The 18,324-nt window shown below is 73.1% G+C and carries 20 protein-coding genes; 7 read left to right on the top strand and 13 right to left on the bottom strand.

Features of this window, described 5'->3' with window-relative positions:
• Positions 1 to 4 precede the first annotated feature (4 nt).
• Both ABTW72_RS11450 and ABTW72_RS11445 read right to left on the bottom strand, forming a co-directional pair.
• Positions 5 to 871, bottom strand: coding sequence for an ABC transporter permease (locus ABTW72_RS11450; protein ID WP_112582927.1), 867 nt, complete (start codon positions 869 to 871; stop codon positions 5 to 7).
• Positions 871 to 3,735 carry an alpha/beta fold hydrolase gene (locus ABTW72_RS11445; protein ID WP_350857379.1) on the bottom strand — a complete coding sequence of 955 codons (2,865 nt, stop codon included), beginning with the start codon at positions 3,733 to 3,735 and terminating at the stop codon, positions 871 to 873. The genes ABTW72_RS11450 and ABTW72_RS11445 overlap by 1 nt, the downstream gene beginning before the upstream one ends.
• 372 nt (positions 3,736 to 4,107) lie before the next feature.
• Here ABTW72_RS11445 and ABTW72_RS11440 point away from each other — a divergent pair, with 372 nt between their 5' ends.
• Genes ABTW72_RS11440 through ABTW72_RS11410 form a run of 7 tightly spaced genes read left to right on the top strand, consistent with a single transcriptional unit; the run spans position 4,108 to position 12,368 of the window.
• A complete protein-coding gene (locus ABTW72_RS11440; protein WP_350857377.1) occupies positions 4,108 to 5,286 on the top strand; it encodes a hypothetical protein in 1,179 nt (392 codons plus the stop codon).
• Complete coding sequence (locus ABTW72_RS11435) at positions 5,273 to 7,891, top strand: sensor histidine kinase (protein WP_350857374.1); 2,619 nt, start codon at positions 5,273 to 5,275, stop codon at positions 7,889 to 7,891. Before ABTW72_RS11440 ends, ABTW72_RS11435 begins: the two co-directional genes overlap by 14 nt.
• Entirely contained in the window at positions 7,888 to 8,361 is a 474-nt protein-coding gene (locus tag ABTW72_RS11430; RefSeq protein ID WP_350857371.1) for a roadblock/LC7 domain-containing protein, read from the top strand. The genes ABTW72_RS11435 and ABTW72_RS11430 overlap by 4 nt, the downstream gene beginning before the upstream one ends.
• Positions 8,358 to 8,846: a DUF742 domain-containing protein gene (locus ABTW72_RS11425; protein WP_350857368.1), complete on the top strand. Its 489-nt coding sequence runs from the start codon at positions 8,358 to 8,360 to the stop codon at positions 8,844 to 8,846. Before ABTW72_RS11430 ends, ABTW72_RS11425 begins: the two co-directional genes overlap by 4 nt.
• Positions 8,824 to 9,579, top strand: coding sequence for a GTP-binding protein (locus tag ABTW72_RS11420; RefSeq protein WP_350857366.1), 756 nt, complete (start codon positions 8,824 to 8,826; stop codon positions 9,577 to 9,579). The genes ABTW72_RS11425 and ABTW72_RS11420 overlap by 23 nt, the downstream gene beginning before the upstream one ends.
• 38 nt (positions 9,580 to 9,617) lie before the next feature.
• The gene (locus ABTW72_RS11415) at positions 9,618 to 10,118 is read left to right on the top strand and encodes a hypothetical protein (RefSeq protein ID WP_350857363.1); all 501 of its coding nucleotides are present in this window, start codon (positions 9,618 to 9,620) and stop codon (positions 10,116 to 10,118) included.
• A gap of 36 nt (positions 10,119 to 10,154) precedes the next feature.
• The gene (locus ABTW72_RS11410) at positions 10,155 to 12,368 is read left to right on the top strand and encodes an AAA family ATPase (protein WP_350857360.1); all 2,214 of its coding nucleotides are present in this window, start codon (positions 10,155 to 10,157) and stop codon (positions 12,366 to 12,368) included.
• Positions 12,369 to 12,406: 38 nt separating this feature from the next.
• Here the strand turns inward: ABTW72_RS11410 and ABTW72_RS11405 are convergent, their stop codons facing one another.
• From ABTW72_RS11405 to ABTW72_RS11355, 11 genes are all read right to left on the bottom strand, one after another.
• Positions 12,407 to 12,754, bottom strand: a complete 348-nt coding sequence (locus ABTW72_RS11405) for a gas vesicle protein K (RefSeq protein WP_350857357.1) — start codon at positions 12,752 to 12,754, stop codon at positions 12,407 to 12,409.
• Entirely contained in the window at positions 12,751 to 12,963 is a 213-nt protein-coding gene (locus ABTW72_RS11400; protein WP_350857354.1) for a gas vesicle protein, read from the bottom strand. Before ABTW72_RS11400 ends, ABTW72_RS11405 begins: the two co-directional genes overlap by 4 nt.
• Entirely contained in the window at positions 12,960 to 13,787 is an 828-nt protein-coding gene (locus ABTW72_RS11395) for a GvpL/GvpF family gas vesicle protein (RefSeq protein WP_350857351.1), read from the bottom strand. The genes ABTW72_RS11400 and ABTW72_RS11395 overlap by 4 nt, the downstream gene beginning before the upstream one ends.
• On the bottom strand, positions 13,771 to 14,154 hold the full coding sequence (gvpJ, locus tag ABTW72_RS11390; protein ID WP_350857348.1) for a gas vesicle protein GvpJ: 384 nt from the start codon (positions 14,152 to 14,154) through the stop codon (positions 13,771 to 13,773). The genes ABTW72_RS11395 and gvpJ (ABTW72_RS11390) overlap by 17 nt, the downstream gene beginning before the upstream one ends.
• 1 nt (position 14,155) lies before the next feature.
• On the bottom strand, positions 14,156 to 14,485 hold the full coding sequence (locus tag ABTW72_RS11385) for a gas vesicle protein GvpO (protein ID WP_350857345.1): 330 nt from the start codon (positions 14,483 to 14,485) through the stop codon (positions 14,156 to 14,158).
• Positions 14,454 to 14,771 carry a gas vesicle protein GvpG gene (locus ABTW72_RS11380; protein ID WP_350857342.1) on the bottom strand — a complete coding sequence of 106 codons (318 nt, stop codon included), beginning with the start codon at positions 14,769 to 14,771 and terminating at the stop codon, positions 14,454 to 14,456. The genes ABTW72_RS11385 and ABTW72_RS11380 overlap by 32 nt, the downstream gene beginning before the upstream one ends.
• A 3-nt stretch (positions 14,772 to 14,774) precedes the next feature.
• Positions 14,775 to 15,530, bottom strand: a complete 756-nt coding sequence (locus ABTW72_RS11375; RefSeq protein ID WP_350857339.1) for a GvpL/GvpF family gas vesicle protein — start codon at positions 15,528 to 15,530, stop codon at positions 14,775 to 14,777.
• A gap of 1 nt (position 15,531) precedes the next feature.
• Positions 15,532 to 15,882, bottom strand: a complete 351-nt coding sequence (gene gvpJ, locus ABTW72_RS32700) for a gas vesicle protein GvpJ (RefSeq protein ID WP_502892185.1) — start codon at positions 15,880 to 15,882, stop codon at positions 15,532 to 15,534.
• On the bottom strand, positions 15,879 to 17,060 hold the full coding sequence (locus ABTW72_RS11365) for an SRPBCC family protein (protein ID WP_350857337.1): 1,182 nt from the start codon (positions 17,058 to 17,060) through the stop codon (positions 15,879 to 15,881). The genes gvpJ (ABTW72_RS32700) and ABTW72_RS11365 overlap by 4 nt, the downstream gene beginning before the upstream one ends.
• A 2-nt stretch (positions 17,061 to 17,062) precedes the next feature.
• On the bottom strand, positions 17,063 to 17,497 hold the full coding sequence (locus tag ABTW72_RS11360; RefSeq protein ID WP_350857334.1) for a hypothetical protein: 435 nt from the start codon (positions 17,495 to 17,497) through the stop codon (positions 17,063 to 17,065).
• Between the two features lie 275 nt (positions 17,498 to 17,772).
• Positions 17,773 to 18,282 carry a GNAT family N-acetyltransferase gene (locus ABTW72_RS11355; protein ID WP_350857331.1) on the bottom strand — a complete coding sequence of 170 codons (510 nt, stop codon included), beginning with the start codon at positions 18,280 to 18,282 and terminating at the stop codon, positions 17,773 to 17,775.
• Positions 18,283 to 18,324: the final 42 nt, after the last annotated feature.

The raw sequence follows: 18,324 nt of genomic DNA, 5'->3' as shown, positions 1-18,324 counted from the left end.
CCCGCTACGACGTGATGTCCTTGCGGGTGAAGCGCCAGAACGCCAACCCCCAGAACAGCGTCGCGTAGCTGATCGCCGAGATGCAGCCGCGCACCACATCGTCGGTCTGCACCGGAGTCGACAGCAGACCCAGCCAGGCGGTGCTGAAATGGGTGGGCAGGAAGTCGCGCAGCGCGCCCAGGGCGGTGATCTGGTCCAGGATGCTGGACAGGATCCAGAGCAGAACCGCACCACCCACCGCGCCCAGCGCGGCGTCCGTGATCACCGACAGCAGGAACGCCAGGCCGGCCACCACCAGCAGTACGACCGCCAGGTAGCCCAGCACGGCCAGCAACCGGAGCAACCCCTCGGTGGGTTCCAACTCGGCGGCGACAGTGCTGCGCAGCGGCGACCAGCCATAGCGCAGGGTGCCGGCCAGCAACGCGGTGCCGGCCAACAGCAACAGAGCCAGTCCCGAGTACGCGAGCGCGACCACCAGCTTCACCGTCAACAACCGCGCCCGGGGCACCGGGATCGCCAGCAGATACCGCAGGCTGCCCCAGCTCGCCTCGCTGGCCACCGTGTCGCCGCAGAACAGCGCGACGACCACCACCAGCAGGAACGATGCCGACACGAAGATCGAGAACAGGGTGAAGTTGAGCCCGCCCGAGGTGGCCAGCTCGACCAGGCTGGCGAACTCGTTGCGACCGTTGTCGTCGTCGCCGCCCGAGTCGAACTGGAACGCGATCAGGATGATCAGCGGCAGCAGCACCATGAACCCGAGCGCCAACTGGGTCCGCCGCCGGGACGCCTGCCGACGGAACTCCGCCACGAACGGCATGGTGGCCGACGGCCGGTAGCCACGGGCCTCACCCGCGTCAGTAACAACCATCACCGGTCACCGCTTCCCCGAGAGTTCTCGCCCACCAGGGCGAGGAACGCGTCCTCCAGGCGCCGCCGGGGCACCACCCGGTCCACCCCGATGCCGGCGCGCACCAGCTCCGCCACCACCTCGCTGCGGGCCGTGCCGTTGGTGTCGACCACCAGTTGGCCGTCGCTCTCCGGCAACACACGGACCCCGTGCAGCCGGTCCAGGACCGCCCGCGCCGCCACCGGGTCGGTGACGTCGAAGAGCACGCTCGGCGACTCGCCCACGATCTCCTCCACCGGCCCGGACGCCACGATCCGGCCCTTGTTCACCACCACCGCGTGCGTGCACGTCTGCTCCACCTCGGCCAGCAGGTGACTGGAGACCAGCACCGCCCGGCCGTCCGTGGCGTACCGCTGGAGCACCCGGCGCATCTCGGCGATCTGCGGCGGGTCGAGCCCGTCGGTCGGCTCGTCCAACACCAGCAGTTCGGGGAGACCGAGCATGGCCTGGGCGATGGCGAGCCGCTGGCGCATCCCGTGGCTGTAGTTCTTGATCCTCCGGTGCACCGAGTCACCCAACCCGGCGATCTCCAGCGCCGCGTCGAACTGTGCGTCCTCCCACGGCCGCCCGGTGGCCCGCCAGTACGCCTTCAGGTTGTCCAGACCCGACAGGTGCGGCAGGAAGCCAGGCCCCTCCACCAGCGCCCCGATCCGGGACAGCACCGGCGAACCGGGCACCAGCCGACGACCGAAGACGTAGATCTCCCCGGCGGTCGGCTGGGTCAGCCCCATCAGCACCCGCAGGGTGGTGGTCTTGCCGGCACCGTTCGGCCCGAGCAGACCCACGACCTGACCGGGGTGCACCTCGAAGTCCACGTTCGACACGGCGACGAAGCCGTCCGCGTACTCCTTGCGCAGCGCGCGCACGGCCAGCGGGGTGTCCGCGTACTCCGGGTGCACCGACCGGTCCTGGCGGCGGTGCCGGCGGCGAACCAGGGCGACGACCACGACGAGCCCGATCACGATGGCGGCGAGCAGGCCGGCGAGCACCCAGCGCCAGATCGTCGCCGCGGTGGGGATCGGCTCACCGCTGACAGTGGGCAGGCTGACCGCACCGTCCGCGGCCACCGTGTAGACGGTCGGCGCGGCGGGAGTGGTGTACGCCTGGTCGGAAGTGGCCACCACCAGCCGCAGCCGGTGCCCGGCCTCCACCCGGCGGACGATCCCGGGCAGCGTCACGGTGACCGGGCGGGCGTCCTGCACCTGCTGCGGTAGGCCGGTGAGCCGGATCGGGGCGACCAGGCCGTTCGGCAGGGTGGCCGCCCCCTCCGGGTCGACGTCGTAGAGCTTCACGAAGAGCACCGCCTCGCCGGTCGGCGACGCGGCCCGCACCGTGACGGTGGGCGCACCGGCCACGTCCACGGCCTCGGTCAGCGGGGCGGACTCGAACTGGGCGTGCTGGCCGGGCACGTCACCGGCCACGCCGTCCAGCAGCGAGGCGAGCCCGCCCGCGAACGGGATCGAGGAGATGGCGGCCGGGTTGCCGTTCGGCGGGTTCGCGATCGGCTGTGCCGGGCCGGCGACCGTCACCTCCCGGCGGGCGTTGCCGGTGAGACCGGGGTAGTCGGCGCGGCGGAAACCCGTGGCGACGAGACCCCGGTCGAGCGCGTCGAAGCCGGCGATGCGCGACCAGGTGAAGTCGTCGCCGGGCGGGTCGCCCTCACCCTTGACGTAGTGGTCGAGCCACTGGACGGTCAGGAACTTCACCCGGTCGGAGTCCGAGCGGGGTCCACTGCCACCGTCGTGCCCGCCGGTGAACCAGGCGACCCGTACCGGAGTGCCGGTGGCGGCGATGCCGCGGGCGTTCGCGTCCGCCTCACCGAGCGGAAAGAGGGTGTCCGCCTCGCCCTGCACCAGCAGGGTGGGAGCCTTGATCCGGTCCAGCACACCGGCTGGGCTGGACCGGCGCAGCAGGTCCACGGCGGCCTGGTCGGCGCGGCCGGTGGTGGCGATCCGGAGGTACGCGGCGCAGACGTCGGCGGCGAACCGGCCGCAGGACGGGTCCGCGGCACCGGCCGGGGCGCCACCGGGACCGGTGCCGGGGCCGGCACCCGGCCCGGGGCTGGGCGGGCCGGCCGACGCCGGTGCGCCCTGCGGCTGGGCGGCGGTCGCTCCGGAGAGCCCGGCCGGGCCGGAGCCCACGTTGCCGCCCCCGCCGAAGAAGAGGCCGGCCCAGCCCTTCTTGAACACACCCTCGGTCGGCGCTCCGCCGGTGCTCTCCGGCAGGAACGCGCGGGACAGGTCGTTCCACGTGATCATGGGCACGATCGCGTCGACCCGACGGTCCTGGGCGGCCAACAGCAACGCCAGCCCACCGCCGTACGAGCCGCCGACCACACCGACCTTCGGGTCGCCGGCGGCGTCGGTGCGCACCTCCGGCCGCGCGGCCAGCCAGTCCAGCAGCCGCTCGGCGTCGCGTACCTCGTAGTCCGGGTTGTCCAGGTGGATCTCACCACCGCTGCGGCCGAAGCCCCGCGCGGTCCAGGTGAGCACCGCGTAGCCGCGCCCGGCGAACTCCTCCGCGTCGGAGCGCACCGACTCCTTCGTGCCGCCGAACCCGTGCGCCAGGAGCACCGCCGGCACCTTCCGACCGGACGAGGCGTCGTCGGGCAGGTAGAGGGTGGTGTCCAGGTTCACCGGTTGGTCACCGGACGGTCCGGAACGGACGGTGAGCATCGCGCTCTCGGTGCGTACGCCCGGTCCCTGAGGCCACACCGCCCAGGTCACGGCGGCGGCCAGCAGCACGACGGCCGCCGCGGCGGCGATCGCCCGGCGGCGGGTGGGAAGGGCACGCCGGAACCACGCGGCCGGCGACGGCGATGTCATGCGGCACACGGTACGGCCCGCAGCCTGAGCGTTGGCTGAGATCCGCCGTACGTCCGTCCGGTTGCCCCGATCGGTGCGCTGTGGGGTGCGAGCGCGCATCGATCGACGCGGCACAGTGAGTTGAGTTCGGATCCCGTGAATTCCGATCTTCCGCGGATATCCACCTCGATCCCTCCATGTCACACCCACAGCTGACACAGAGCGTGCCGGTAACGCGGACAAATGGTGACATGGCTCGAAGTGACGCGAACCTGACTGACCGAGTTAGGTCTGCCCAGGCGGGGGTTCGATTAGTTTTCCGGTCCGGTGCACGGGACTTGTCGGCCAGCCCGACGCCGCGCCGATCAGCGCCCCACGCCGGAGGAGACACACATGACAGTCCCCGCGCCGCGGGCCCGTCGACGGCCGTCCACGCTGGGCCGGCTGCTGCCCCTGCTGCTCATCGGAGCGCTGCTGGCACCGTTGGGCCTGCTCGTCACGTCGAACTGGCGGCAGGTCACCGACGATCGGGACCTCGCCGCCCGGGAACGGCTCGGCGTGCAGTACCTCACCGCTCTGGCGGCGGTCACCGACGCCCTCGTGGAGGCCCAGTCCAACGCGGTCAACGGCCGCCCCGTCGCCCGGGAGGCGTTGAACGGAGCGGTCGAGAGGGTCGCCGAGGTGGACGCCCGCATCGGTGGGGAACTGCTCAGCCAGGAACGCTGGGCCGGCGTGCGGGCCAAGCTGGAGGCGCTGCGCGGCCGCAGCGCCACCGACCCCGAGGCCGCCTTCACCGCTTACGGCGAAGTCTCCGACCTGCTGCTGGCCCTGCACCGGAAGGTCCGGGAGAGCTCCGGGCTGGTCCGCGACCCCGAGGCCGACTCGTTCTTCCTCCAGGACAGCGCCGGCCAGGAACTGCCTGAGGCGGTGGTGGCCGCCGGCAGGCTGGCCGACCTGGCCACGTTGGTCTCCCGCCGGCCGGCCGCGGAGCAACCGCGCGGCCTGCTGGAACTGACCGGCCTGCGGGTGTCCGCCCTGGCCCCCGCCGCCGATCTCGTCGACAATCTTCGTTCGGCGGTGGACGGTTCGGAGAGCACCGACCTCGGTGCCAACGTGCTGACCCCACTGGACACCTACCAGCGTTCGGTGGAGGCGCTTGCCGCGTACTCCCTGCCGGGCAAGGACACCGGCGTGGTCAGCCCGGGCCAGTTGAGTGCCGCGGCGCTCAACTCGCACCGCTCCGCCCGCCAACTTCAGCCGGTCATCCTCACCGAACTGGACGCGGTGCTGGCCGAGCGCATCGACCGGCTCGACCGGGACCGCTGGCTGACCGCCGGGGCGGGTGTCGTCGCCGTCCTGTTGTTGGGCTGGCTGGCCGCGTTGCTGGTCGCCGCCGCTCGCCGGGCCCAGCGTCGGGCCGCCCTGGCCGCGACCCACGCGGAGAGTCCCGACACCCCGCCACACCGCGACCCGTGGCAACCGCCGGCCGACGAGCCGCGCGCGCTGCAACCGGTCGGCGCGGCCCGTGACCCGGAGACCGCACAGTGGGGGGCGTTCGATGCTGCTCGGTAGGCTCCGGATCCGCGGCAAGCTCGCGCTGCTCGTGGTGATTCCGCTGCTCAGCATGGTCGGCCTGGCCGTGCCGGTGATGCTCGACCGGGTCGCCGCGGCACAGCGGGCCGGCGACACCGCCGAACGGGTCCGGCTCGCCAGCCGGGTCGGCAGCCTGGTCCAGGACCTCCAGCAGGAACGCATCCTCTCCGTCGGCTTCCTGCTCGGCCGGGTCGAACGCAGTGAGCTGGTCCGTAAGTCCGCCGACGTGGACGACCGGGTGGCCGACCTGCGGGCGGCGCGGAGCGACGCGCTGACCGACCAGGTCGACCGCGCCCTCGACGGCGTGTCCGGCCTCATCGACCTGCGCACTGCCGTCCTGGCCCGGGCCGCCAACCCGGGTCAGGTGATGGACGCGTTCGGCCCGGTCAACAAGGGGATCATCGAGTCGCTGCGGCTGGTGGTCGGGGTGGACACCGACACGCTGCCGGGCCGTCAGGTGCTCGCCCTCGACGGGCTGCTCCGCGCCGACGAGGGCCTGGGCACCTGCGCCACCCTGAGCCTGCTGGTCAAGGCGATCGGCACCCCGGACACCACCGCCGGGTACGTGGCATGCATCGCCGCGCTCATGGTCGACAACTCGCGCTTCCGCAGCCTGATCACGCCCGAGCAGCTCACTGTGGCCCAGCTCAACGACGCCGCCGTGGCCGCGCGTACCAGCCCGGACTTCCTGGTCAGGAGCGCCCGGGATCCGGCCGCCGCGGTCCGCGACGTGCCGATGGAGGCGCTCTTCCCGGCCGTCCGCACGATGATCCGGCTCGGTCAGTTCGTCGAGAAGAAGCTGGTCGCCGACGTGCTCGCCGAGGTGACGGCCGAGCAGCGGCGGGCGCTGACCGCCGCGTACCTGGTCGGTGCCGCGGCGGCGTTGATCCTGATGCTGGTGGTGCTGCTCAGCGTGGCGGTGGCGCGGACGGTGGCCCGACCGCTGACCCGACTCACCCGCTCGGCCGACCGGGTCGCCCGGGTCGCCGAGGCGGAGCTGGTCCGGGTCACCGACGACGAGGCGGAGAGACCGCAAGCGGTCCGGCTGGAGCCGGTGGACATCCGCGCCAACGACGAGATCGGCGACCTGGCGCGGGCCTTCGACCGGGTGCAGAACACCGCAGCGCAACTGGTCGAGCGGCAGGTCGCCGGCCGACGCAACGTGGCGCAGATGTTCGGCCACGTCGGACGGCGTACCCAGAACCTGGTGGGTCGGCAGATCGCGCTGATCGACCGGTTGGAGCAGCAGGAGGCCGACCCGGGCCGCCTGGAGCACCTGTACCGCCTCGACCACATCTCCAGCCGGTTGCGGCGCAACGCCGGCAGCCTCGTGGTGCTCTCCGGCTCGGCTGGGGCCGACGCGCACACCGCGCCGGTGCCGCTGGCCGACGTGGTCCGGTTGGCGCTCGGTGAGATCGAGGACTACACCCGGGTGGAGGTGCAGGTGCCAGCGGGCGTCTCGGCCGCGCCGGCGGTGGTCGGTGACCTCGTCCTGGCGCTGGCCGAGCTGATGGAGAACGCCACCGTCTTCTCCCCGCCGCACACCAGGGTGCTGGTGGCCGCCGAGACGTCCGGCCTCGGCGCGCGGATCACCGTGGTGGACCACGGCATCGGCATGAGCGAGCAACGCCTGGCTGAGGAGAACGCCCGGTTGACCCGCCGGGAACGACTCGACCTGGCCCCGACCGAGGTGCTCGGTCTCTTCGTGGTGGGCCGGTTGGCCCGCCGGCACGGCTGGCAGGTTGCCCTGGCCGCCACCGGCGGCGGAGGGGTGACCGCACAGCTGGAGATCCCGTCGACGTCGCTGGTGCTGCGCCGCGCCGACCGCGCCGGGGCCACCGTGGCCCGCGCCGCGGTGCCGGACCGGGACCGGCGTACGACGGCGACGCCCAACCCCGAGCAGGAAGCGCTGCCCAGCGCGGTGGCCGTCGCCGTGCCGGCCCGCTTCGACTCGGACCTGCTGAGCCGGGCCACCCGCAGCCTGGACGCCGGCCCGTCCTGGAACGCGTTCGGTCGGGGCCAGCCGGAGCAGGCCGTTCCCGAACCCCAGAGCCCCGAACCGGTGGGCAAGCCGGGCGGGCCACGGGTGCGGCAGCGTGTTCCCGGAGCGACGCTGCACGCCACCGCCCCGACGACCCGGCCGGTGGACGCCACCGGCGCGGACCCCGCCGCCGCCCGCGCGCTGGTCGAGGCCTTCCAAGCCGGTGTACGCCGCGCCGAGCTGCATGCGGCGCCGGGCCTCGACGGCACGACGGCGCGGACGGCCAGCGACCCGTCCGCCGCCGCCGGGGCGGGCGTGGTGGACTTGGGCGCGACCGTCGACCTGCCCAGCACCCCGGGAGGCGCCGGCCCCACGGTGCCGCGTGGTGGTGGCTCGACCGATGCCGCGCCGGAGCGGCCCCGGTTGAGTCGGCGGGTGCCGGGAGCGAACCTCACCGCCATCCCGGTCTGCCAACCGCCCAGCACCCACCTCGGTGACCCGGCCGAGGTCCGCGACCTCATCAGCGAGTTCGAGGCGGGCGTCGCCCGCGCTCTCCGCGAAGTCAGCCCCGACCACCGGAACGAAGAAGGATCATCACGGTGACCAGCCCCTTCCTGCACGACAATGTCGACCAGAGTCAGCCCAGCACCAATGGGGACCTCAGCCCGGAGGCCCGTACGTTCAACTGGCTGCTGGACTCCTTCACGTCCAGCACGGCCGGGGTCCTGGAGGCGATCGCGGTCTCCTCGGACGGTCTGCTGATGGCCATGTCGGCGATCAAGGACCGGTCCAACGCGGAGCGGTTGGCCGCCGTCGTGTCCGGAATGACCAGCCTCGCCGGTGGGGCCGCCAGTTGGTACGCCCTCGGCGGCCTGAACCGGGTGATCGTCGACATGGCCGACGGCTACCTGCTGATCAGCGCGATCAGCAGCGGTTCCGTGCTCGGGGTGGTCGCCGACCGTTCGGCGAACCTGGGCACCGTCGCGTACGAGATGACGCTCTTCGCCGGGCGGGCCGGTGGCGCCCTGACCCCGCGACTGATCGTCGAGTTGAAGAACGCCGTTCAGCAGTGACCCCCGACGTCGCCGGCGAGGATCCGGATCCGGACCCGAGGGTTCGGATCCGCCCGTACCTGCGCACGTCACCCCCGACCGGGGTGAGCGCGGCGGCGACACCGGCGCTGCCCGAGCCGGAGCCGGACGGGGACCAACCGGCCGGTCCCCGTCCGTTCGTGCTCACCTCCGGGCGGGTTGCGGGTGCCGACCCGGCGATCGGGCTGGAGACCCAGGTGACCGTCCGGGTGGACAGCGGCTGGTGGGCCGGCCCACCCGGCGCCCTGCTGGCACCGGAACTTCAGACCATCATCGCGCTCTGCGCCGAGCCGATCTCGGTGGCCGAGATCTCGGCCCGCGCCCGACTGCACTTCGGCGTGACGCGGGTCCTGGTCGGCGATCTACGCGCCGCCGGGCACCTGGACGTGCACGTGACCGACACCGACGACGCTGTCGACCCCGATCTCATCCTGCGAGTGATTGATGGACTCCGTGCGATCTCCTGAATGGCCTGTCGCCCCGCTCGGCGGGGTCGCCGCGAACAGCGCCGCCGCCCGTTACGGCATGTCCCCGGGCACCGGGCCGATAGTCGGGCGGGCGAGCCCACCGCCGGCCGCACCGCCTCCGTACCGGCCCTCGTCCGGTGCGGGGTCGATCCCTTCGGCCGGTAAGCCGGCCACACCGCCGATCCCGGTCAAGATCCTGGTGGCCGGTGGGTTCGGGGTGGGCAAGACCACCACCGTGGGTGCGATCTCCGAGATCGCGCCCCTGACCACCGAGGCCGAGATGACCACCGCCGGGATCGGCGTGGACGACCCGGGTGCCCGGTCCACCAAGACCACCACCACGGTGGCGATGGATTTCGGCTGCGTGACGATCGACCGCAGCCTGAAGCTCTACCTGTTCGGCACGCCGGGGCAGACCCGGTTCGGCTTCATGTGGGACGACCTGGCCCGGGGAGCGCTCGGCGCGCTGGTGGTGGTGGACAGCGCCCGGCTCGACGACTGCTTCCCGGCCATCGACTTCTTCGAGCGGGCGGGGCTGCCGTTCGTCGTCGGGGTCAACGCCTTCGACGGGCGACTGGCCCTGGAACTCGGCGAGATCCGTTGGGCGCTGGCCATCGGTGATCATGTACCTCTGGTGCAGTTCGATGCCCGCGACCGGCTCTCGGTGCGGGACGCACTACTGGTCGTCCTGGACCGCGCGCTGGACCGCGCTACCCGGGACAGGAAGGCCTGAGCCGACCAGCTCCGGCCGTGGCGGGAAGAGGTGATCTGGTGAGGGGCGACCTGGACGAGACGCTGGCCCGGCTGGCCCGACGTGAGGAGGCGTCACGCCGTCGGGCCGCCGACCGTGACGACACCACCGCACCGTCGAGCCCGCCCGGGCTCGGCGGCGACACCCGCAACGCCCGGTCGGGCCGGCACGCGGGGGTGGAGACTCCGAACGAGGTGGCCGGATGGGGGCCGGTCGAGGAGGTGGCCGAGGCGATCCGCCAGGTCGTCGGGGCCTACCCCGGGCTGGCGGTGACCGTGCAGGTGGAGCACGCCGGGCGGACGTACCCGATGCGGGTCTCCTGGAACGGGCCTGCCGTCACGGTCGGACCGGTTCCCCCGCCGACGCCGGTGGAGCCCCCGCCGGCCTGGCCGCTCTCCGGCCGGACGGTGCCCGCCTGGGCACCCGGTCCGGACGGGTTGGCCCCGGACCCGGCGGCCCGGTTGGCCGAGCTGATCCGACGCGACCCGACGCTGTTGGACGAGCTGGATCCGCGCCGCTGACCGGCGGGGCTGGCTGCCGGCGGCTACGGTCGGGCAGTGGCGCAACCCGACCTGACCTTGACGGCGAGCCTGCGGCCGGCGGCGCTGGACGCCCGACGGGGCATCGTGCGCCTGCACCCGGAGGCGCTGACAGCGCTGGGGCTGCGCCCCGGCGACCCGGTCCGCCTTGCCGGCCGCCGGGAGACGGCCGGGATCGCGGCGGCGGCCGGGCCGGGCGCGAGCAGCGCCCTGCTGTACGCCGACGACCTGACGTTGGGCAACCTGGGTCTGCGCGACGGCGGTCAGGTGCGGGTGAGCCCGGTGCCGTTGGTCTCGGCGAGCCGGGTCGTCCTGGCCGGGCCGGTGGGGGTCATCGCGGCGGTCAGCCCGGAGATGCTCCGGCTCGCCCTGCTGGGCAAGGTGCTCACCGCCGGGGACGACGTGTCGCTGCTGCCGCAGGACGTGCTGCCGGACGCCTCGGTCCGCAGCCTGGTCGAGGCGGCGCGGCGCAGCCTCGCCAACACCGTCGGCTTCGCCTGGACCAGCACCCTGCTCAGCGTGGTCACCGTCGAGCCGGCGGCCGGCGCGCTGGTCACCATGGGCACATCGGTCGCCTGGGAGCACGGTGCGACGACCCACGGCGGGCCCGCCCCGGTCGGTGCCGCGTCGACAGGGCCGGGTACGAGCGCCGACGCCGTTTCGACTGAGGACGCGCCCGACGTGGACGAGCTGCCCGGGCTGCGGGCCCAGGCCGAGGAGCTGACCGAGCTACTGGACCTCGGTTTCCACCACCGGGAGGTGCTGGGCCGGCTCGGCACCACCATCTCGTTGGGGGTGTTGCTGGTCGGCCCGGCGGGATCCGGGAAGTCGGCGCTGGTCCGGGCCGTGGCCGCCCGGGTCGGTGCCCGCGTCCACCCGCTGTGGGCGCCGGAGGTGGCCGCGCTGGCCAGTCAGGCCGCCGCCGAGCGGTTACGCGTCGCGGCATCGGCGGCCCGGGCCGAAGGGCCAGCGGTGCTGCTGGTCACCGACGTCGAGGCGCTCGCCCCCGCGGACGATCCCCCTCCGGTGGCGACGGTGTTCCGTCAGGTGCTCGCGGAGAGCATCCGCGCCGGCGTCGCCGTGGTCTGCACCTCCGGCCGGCCGGAGGCGGTCGACCCGGCACTGCGCGCCCCCGACCTGCTGTCGCTGCGGATCAGCGTCCCGCTCCCGGATCAGGCGCTGCGCCGCGAACAGCTCACCGTGCTGACCCGGCAGGTGCCGCTGGCCGACGACGTCCGGCTGGACGAGGTGGCCGCGCGCACCCCCGGGTTCGTCGCCGCGGACCTGGCCGCGCTGGTCCGGGAGGCCGGGGTACGCGCGGCGCTGCGGCAGAAGTCCGCCGAGACGCCGACGGTGTCGATGGCCGACTTCACCGCCGCCCGGGAGGTGGTCCGGCCCACCACGATGGCGGCGTCCACACTGGATCTGGCCTCGGTGACCCTGGACGACGTGGGCGGCCTGGACGAGGTCAAGCAGACGCTGACCGAGTCGGTGCTGTGGCCGTTGACCTACCCGGACACCTTCGCCCGGCTCGGCGTGCAGCCGCCGCGCGGCGTGCTGCTCTACGGGCCGCCCGGCTGCGGCAAGACCTATCTGGTCACCGCACTGGCCGGGTCGGGGCGGGCCAACGTGCTGTCGGTCAAGGGGGCCGAACTGCTCTCCAAGTGGGTCGGTGAGAGCGAACGCGCGGTCCGCGAGCTGTTCCGTCGGGCCCGTGAGGCGGCCCCCACGCTGATCTTCCTGGACGAGGTGGACGCGCTGGCGCCGGTACGCGGCCAGGCCACCGACGGGGGCACCACGGACCGGGTGGTCGCCGCCCTGCTCACCGAGCTGGACGGGGTGGAGACGCTTCGCAACGTGGTGGTGGTCGGTGCGACGAACCGGCCGGACCTGGTCGACCCGGCGCTGCTGCGGCCGGGTCGGTTGGAGCGGCTGGTCTACGTGCCGCCGCCGGACGGACCCGCCCGCGCGGAGATCCTGCGGGCCGCGTCCCGGCAGGTGCCGCTGGCACCGGACGTCGACCTGCCCGCTCTCGGTGACGAGCTGACCGGCTTCTCCGCCGCGGACTGCGCGGCGCTGATCCGCGAGGCGGCGCTGGCCGCGATGCGGGAGTCGCTCGCCGCCGCCACGGTCACCGCCGAGCACGTGGCGACCGCACGGGCCCGGGTACGACCGTCGCTGGACCCGGCCCAGGTCGCCGGCCTGGCCGCGTACGCCGCCGGCCGCACGTGATCAGACCAGCACGACCTTTCGTCGCGCCCGGGATGTTCCTAAGGGAGGAGCGGACCGAGCGGACCGAGGTCCAGGTTCAGGTCCTCCGGCGCCAGCCCGAAGTGTTCGCGTAGGCCGATCATCTGCTCCTCCAGGGCCATCAGCGTCACTCCGATGCGCTCCACCTGCTCCTCGGTGAGGTCACCGAGATCCACCCGACGCAGCGCCTGCCGCTCCATGAGCTGCCGCAACAACTCGACGACCGTCAGCACCAGGCTCGCCAGCCCTCGCTCGACCGAGTCCCGGTCCACGGCGATCCGGCGGTCCAGCGGAGTCACCCGCGGCGGCTGCCACGACTCCGAGCCCAGCGCGGCCGCCAGCTCCGCCGCCTCGTCCCGGCCGGTCATCCGGCATCCTGCGGCTGGGTCAGCGTGCCGACCGACGCGACAAGCGCACGCAGCGAGATCCGGACCAGGTCCACGTCGGCGATGGCCAGCGTGATGTCCCCGCTGATCACCACGCCGGTGGCAAGCACCCGGTCGAGCAGGTCCACCAGGGCGACCGGCCGGTACGCGAACGGGTCGTCAGCGCTGTTGGGCGCGAGCGAGGTGGTCACCCCGGCTCCCGTACGGTGAACGCGGGCTCCGGCCGTTCCGCGACGAAGGAGTAGGCCGGCCACGGCCCGGTCAGCTCCAGGTGGAGACCCGGATGCCGGTCACCCAACACGCCGACCAGCTCGGTGAAGCGGGGCAGCGCCGCCACGTCGACCAGGTACGCCCCGTTGAGCACCATTGGGGTGGAAGCACCTGACAACCGCCGGTCCTGCGGCGCGTGCCGCCGGCCCGCCACCGCAAGCTCGCACAGGGCATCGTGCACCGTGTCCGCGGCAGCGCTCACCACCTGCTGGCGTTCCTCCCGGGCGGTCAACTGGGCACGCCGACGGCGCAGATAAGCCGTCCCCACCCCGCCGCCCCCGGCCGTCTCGGCGCTGTCGGTGGCCGTTTCCCGGACCAGGTAGCCCTTGACGCCCCACTCGCCGCGACCGGTCAGCCGGTCCAGGGCGGCGAGCAGTTCGGCACGACGGACGGTGAGAGAGCCGGCCACCCGCTCGTCGTCGGTGTGCACGGTGGCGAGCCGGGCCGGCACCACCGGACCTCGCCGGGCCAGCGCCTCGACCACCGCATGGTGTGCCCGGGCGGCCCGCTCCAGCCAGGCCAGATCCTCCAGGTTGCGGCGTAGTGGCTGTTCGCCGTACTCGTCCAGCGGTGCGGTGCTGACCACCGCGACGAGTCCGGCGGCGGACACCGCGCGGACCGGTCCGCCGTCCATCCCGCCAATCGCTGCCAGGGTCGCCGGCTCGGCGTCGCGGACCACGCCGTGCAGCCAGGCCCCGGCGGCCGGGGCGGGCCGGTCGGCGGTCACCTCAGCCGTCGATGTCATCCCACTCCTCCATTTCGGCGTCGCGGCGGCGGGCCCGAGCCGCCCTCCGGGACCGCCGCTCCACTTCGACCTGCTCGGGGTCACGAGGACCCGGCTCAAGAGGGGGACGAGCCCGCGAGCTGAGCCATGGGTCGTGCTCCCACCAGTCGATGCCGATCTGGCGCGCGGTGTCGACCGATGCGATCACCAGACGCAGCTTCAGGGTCAGCAGCTCGATGTCGAGCAGACTGACCCGGATGTCGCCGGCGATGACGATGCCCCGGTCGAGCACCCGCTCCAGGATGTCGCCCAGGTTGGCCGGCTCGTGGCCGGCGGGCAGGACCTGGCCGGAGTTCTGCACCACCGACGGTGGCTGTGCAGCGGTCATCTCAGCCCACCTCACCCTTCCCACGTTGGTAGCGCCGCACCCGTCGATAGCCGAGCAGGTTTCCCTCGATGTCCAGCTCCACTTCGTAGAGGCCGAGCAGGTCGATCGAGTTGGGGATCCGGCGCGCCTCCACGACCTCCACCCCGACCAGCCAGCCGTCCTCGGTGGCCTCCACCGACGCGGCGACGGACGGCTCGCGGCCGGTCAGCTCGACCAGTTGCCGGAGCCCAGCCCGGGCCGCCTCGGCCGCCGACACCGGCTGCACGTACTCGTCGTCGGGGTAACCCTCGGCGGCCGGGTCACGCCGCCGGGCCCGGGCGTCGTCGGTCATGGCGCACTCCTTCCTGGCGGGCCGGGCCGCGCCGCGCCGGGCGTGATCGCTCGGCCCGGCCCGCACCCCCGGTCAGCCGGTCCAGCACCCGCTGCTCCGCCCGGTCGCGTTCCTCGTCGCTGAGTTCGCCGGCCATTACGGCGGCGTCCAACTCCTCCAGCTCGCGACGGACGTTGACCGGGTTCCGCTGCCGCGACTCGGCTTCCCGGGCAATCACCCCGACCACCGCGGTCAGCCCGCGCACCGGCGCGTACGGCAGGGTCAGCAGCGCCCAGAGCAGGTCCACTGGTCACCCCGCCAGCTGGTGCGCGGCGACGAAGTCGTACGGGGCGAGCGGCCCGAGCAGCCGCAACCTCAGCAGGCCCCGGCGGTCCTGCGCGTACTCCTCCAGCGCGTCCACCAGCGCGGCCTCACGGTCGGTGTCCACCAGCAGGGCCACATGGGCGGCGTCCATCTCGTGACTGGGCGGCCGCAGTTGCGTGGAGACGACGAACTCGGCCGAGGCGTCGAGCAACGTGCGGTTCTCCGCCTCACGGCGCAGCTCCACCGCCTGACTGATCAACTCCCCCAGCCGGATTCGCGGCTCACGGGTGGCCGCCTCGGCCCGGCCACGCACCTGCTCGGCGAGCCTGGCCGCCGCCGGGTTCTCGTCGAGGATGCCGCGCAGCAACGTCCGCTCGTCGAAGCGCCCGTGCACGACGTACTGCACCCGGCCCTCGAACTCGGCCAGCGCGGCGGCGAACCGGTCGTGGTGCGGCCGCAGCAGGTCGAGCACCGCGTCCGGGCCGGTGACCACGGTGCCGAACCGCACCGGCAGCACCGGCGCCACCGCGGCCGTCCCGTCCAGCAGGTTCTGGTACGCCCGCAGGTCCGCCGACCGGCCGAGCGGCCCGTCCAGCGGCACCGCGCTGACCAGGGCGGCAACATCCCCGTGCCGGATCACCGTCACCTCACCGGGCGGGTCGCCGACCCCGGCGGCGTCGGGCGTCGCCTCCACGTCGGCCGGCACCAGCCCGTAGACGAAGAGGCCCGTCTCGTCCGCCATGTCAGCCCCTCCCCAGGTCCCGTACGTTGCCGCTGAGGTCTCCGACCGACCCGGTGACGTCCCGCACCGCGCCGGTGACACCACCGAGGAGACCGGACAGCCCTCCGTCCTCGTCCGGGGCGATGTCCAGCCGCTCGACCGCCTCGGCGAACCGGAGATACGTCTCGATGCTCGCCACCACCACCCTGGCGTTGATCTCCACCAGGGGGATACCGACGACTCCGACCGTCACCTGCGCGTCGATCACCACGCCCTTGTCGAGCACGGTCTCCACCACGTCGGCGAGGCCGCCGGCGGAACCCACCCGTTCGAGGGCGCCGCCGACGGCGTCATCGCCCGGTACCAGCGTCACTCGTCCTCCTCCCGGCGGCGACGCACGACCGGGCGGCGCGGCTGCTCCGTTCCACGTCGGACGGGCGGCCGGGGCCGCTGCGGCTCCTCACGCGGCTGGGTCCCCCGGGCCCGGTCCGGCGCCCGGCGACGGGGTGGCGGCGGCTCCTCGTCGGGCTCGTCGGCGTACCCCTCGTCGTAGCCGTCCTCGTATGCCTCGTACTCCTCGTCGTACTCCGGCTCGGCCGGTCGACGGGGCGGCCGTTGGCGCAGCCGCCCGGCGGGCCGGCGGCGCGGCTCCTCGGCGAACTCATCGACCTCCGGTTCGACCCGCGTGCCGCCGCGCCGCTCCTGACCCCGTTCGCGCTGTTCCTGCTCCTCGCGCAGGCCGGTCTCGTGGTCCTTGACCACCTGCGAGTCACGGATCTCGCCGCGCCAGCCCTCGACCTGGTCCGGGTCGAGCGCCACCTCGGTCATCACGTGCCGGACGAAGTGCTTCAACTCCAGCCGCACCCGCCGGCCCTGGGCGCGCCACAGGTTGCCGGTGTGCTCGAAGAGTCCCTGGGGGTGGTACTCCAGCACCACGAGGATGCGGGTCAGGTCCGGGGTGATCTCGTGGAAGCTGACGGTGCCGTCGACCGAGCCCTTCCCACCCTTGGAGCGCCAGTGAATGAGCTTGTCCGGCACCTGACGGACGATCGTCGACTCCCAGGTCCGGTGCGACCAGAAGACCTGCGCCTTCCAGGTCATCTTCTCGTCCGAATCGTTCTCGGCCTGCTCGACCTTCTTCATGAAGCTGGGAAAGTCGCCGAACTGCGTCCACTGGTTGTAGGCGGCCCGTACCGGCACACCGACCTCGATCGTCTCGACGATGTTGGTGACCTTCTTCTTGGCGCCGCCCTTGCCGCCCGCGCGGCCGAGAGCCGACATCACCTTCTCCTTACCGCCGGCCACACCGGCATGCACCATCGCCTTCAACGGTGAGCCGCCCTCGGCCAACTTCTGCGCGCCGGTGGCGGCGGCGATCAATCCGGGCCCGCCACCCTGACGCGCGTACTCGCTGAGCCGGCCGGTCGCACCGGTGATCCGCTCGGTCACCACGCTCACCGCGCGGTCGCCAATCGCACCGGCCAGGTTGCGGACCTCGTCGGCCAGTTGGCCGCGCAGCTTGTCTCCGAGTCCTGCTGGGTTCGCCGCCATGGTCACCGCCCCCGCCGTTGCTCGGCCGCTGCCTCGCCGCGGTCGTCGTCGGTCGCGCTGCGGCCGCCGTCCCCGCGAGCGCCGTTGTCGTCGGCGCCGTTCCAGCTGACCGCACCGCCCTGATCGCCCGAGCGGCGGCGCAGGGTGTCCGCGGAGTCGCGCAGCCGTCCGGTGAGCGCATCGATGCCACTGCCTGCGGCAGCATTCGCGGCGGCTCGACCGGCGTTGACCAACGGCCCGCCGAGCCGACCCAGGTTGCTCAGTTGGGGGGACGACTGCAACGCGGCGCTGCCCCGCTTGAGCAGACCGCCCGGGTCTCGGCTCGCCCGGCCGGCGGCGACGGCCGCGGCCAGGGTCAGCGCCGTACGCAACTTGCGGCGACGGCCCAGCAGGTAGCCGAAACCCACCGCCAGCCCGATTCGTGTTCCGGTCTTCATCAGGTCTCCCTCGCTCCCCGGTGGGTCCGGACGCCTGCCCGCTACGGGCCGGAAAGGGCTACCAGGGAAGAGCGCGACCGTGCCCTCGACCAGACGTCCCATATCTGCGGACCCGGCGGGCAGTACCCGGCGGCATTACTCCGAAACCGCTACGACGAATTCCTTGGACGTCGAAAAAAAGGCATTCGGAAAGCCGGCACCGGGAGGCCGAAATCGGACACCATGCAGGTCACGAGCAGGGAGAATGCCAGGAGGGCGAAACGTTACAGTCGCCGTCAGAAAGCGGGAAGGGTCGAATCGAGGCATATTCTGGCGCGTACCTTGCCGCCATCTTCGCGCAGTTTCGCACCGCATTTTTCGAGTACGGTCACCGCGCCGATGTTGTCCGGGGTCGTCTCGGCGACCACGGCCCGCATGCCGGCCCGAGCGGCGGCGTTCAGCAGCTCCCGTAGGGCGGCCGCGCCGATTCCCTGCCCGCGTGCGGACCGGCCGAGCCACATCCCGGTCTCCACCGTGCGCGGCTCGTCACAGCGCGTCATCCGGACCATGCCCATCACCTCGCCGCCGACGAGGATGGCGTACATCTGCGAACCGGTCGGGCCGTCCAGCCCGCCGAAGCTTGCCCGGTGGAATTCGCGGAACGCCTCGCGACGGGCGAGCGACCAGCCGGCGGGGGCCTCGACCGGGGGCATCACATCACCCGGCTCTGCCTCCGCAGCCGCTACGGAGAGCAACGGCTCCAGGTTCCGTTCGTCCACCGGCTCCAGCCGGACCGCACCCGCCACGTGCCGCAGTCTGCCGCCCTCATCGGCCGAAGTCCACCCCAT

It is taken from the genome of Micromonospora sp. NPDC127501, assembly GCF_040302185.1.
Classification (GTDB): domain Bacteria; phylum Actinomycetota; class Actinomycetes; order Mycobacteriales; family Micromonosporaceae; genus Micromonospora.
Note: the sequence above shows the minus strand (reverse complement) of the source record. Positions and strands in the feature narration are given on the sequence as shown.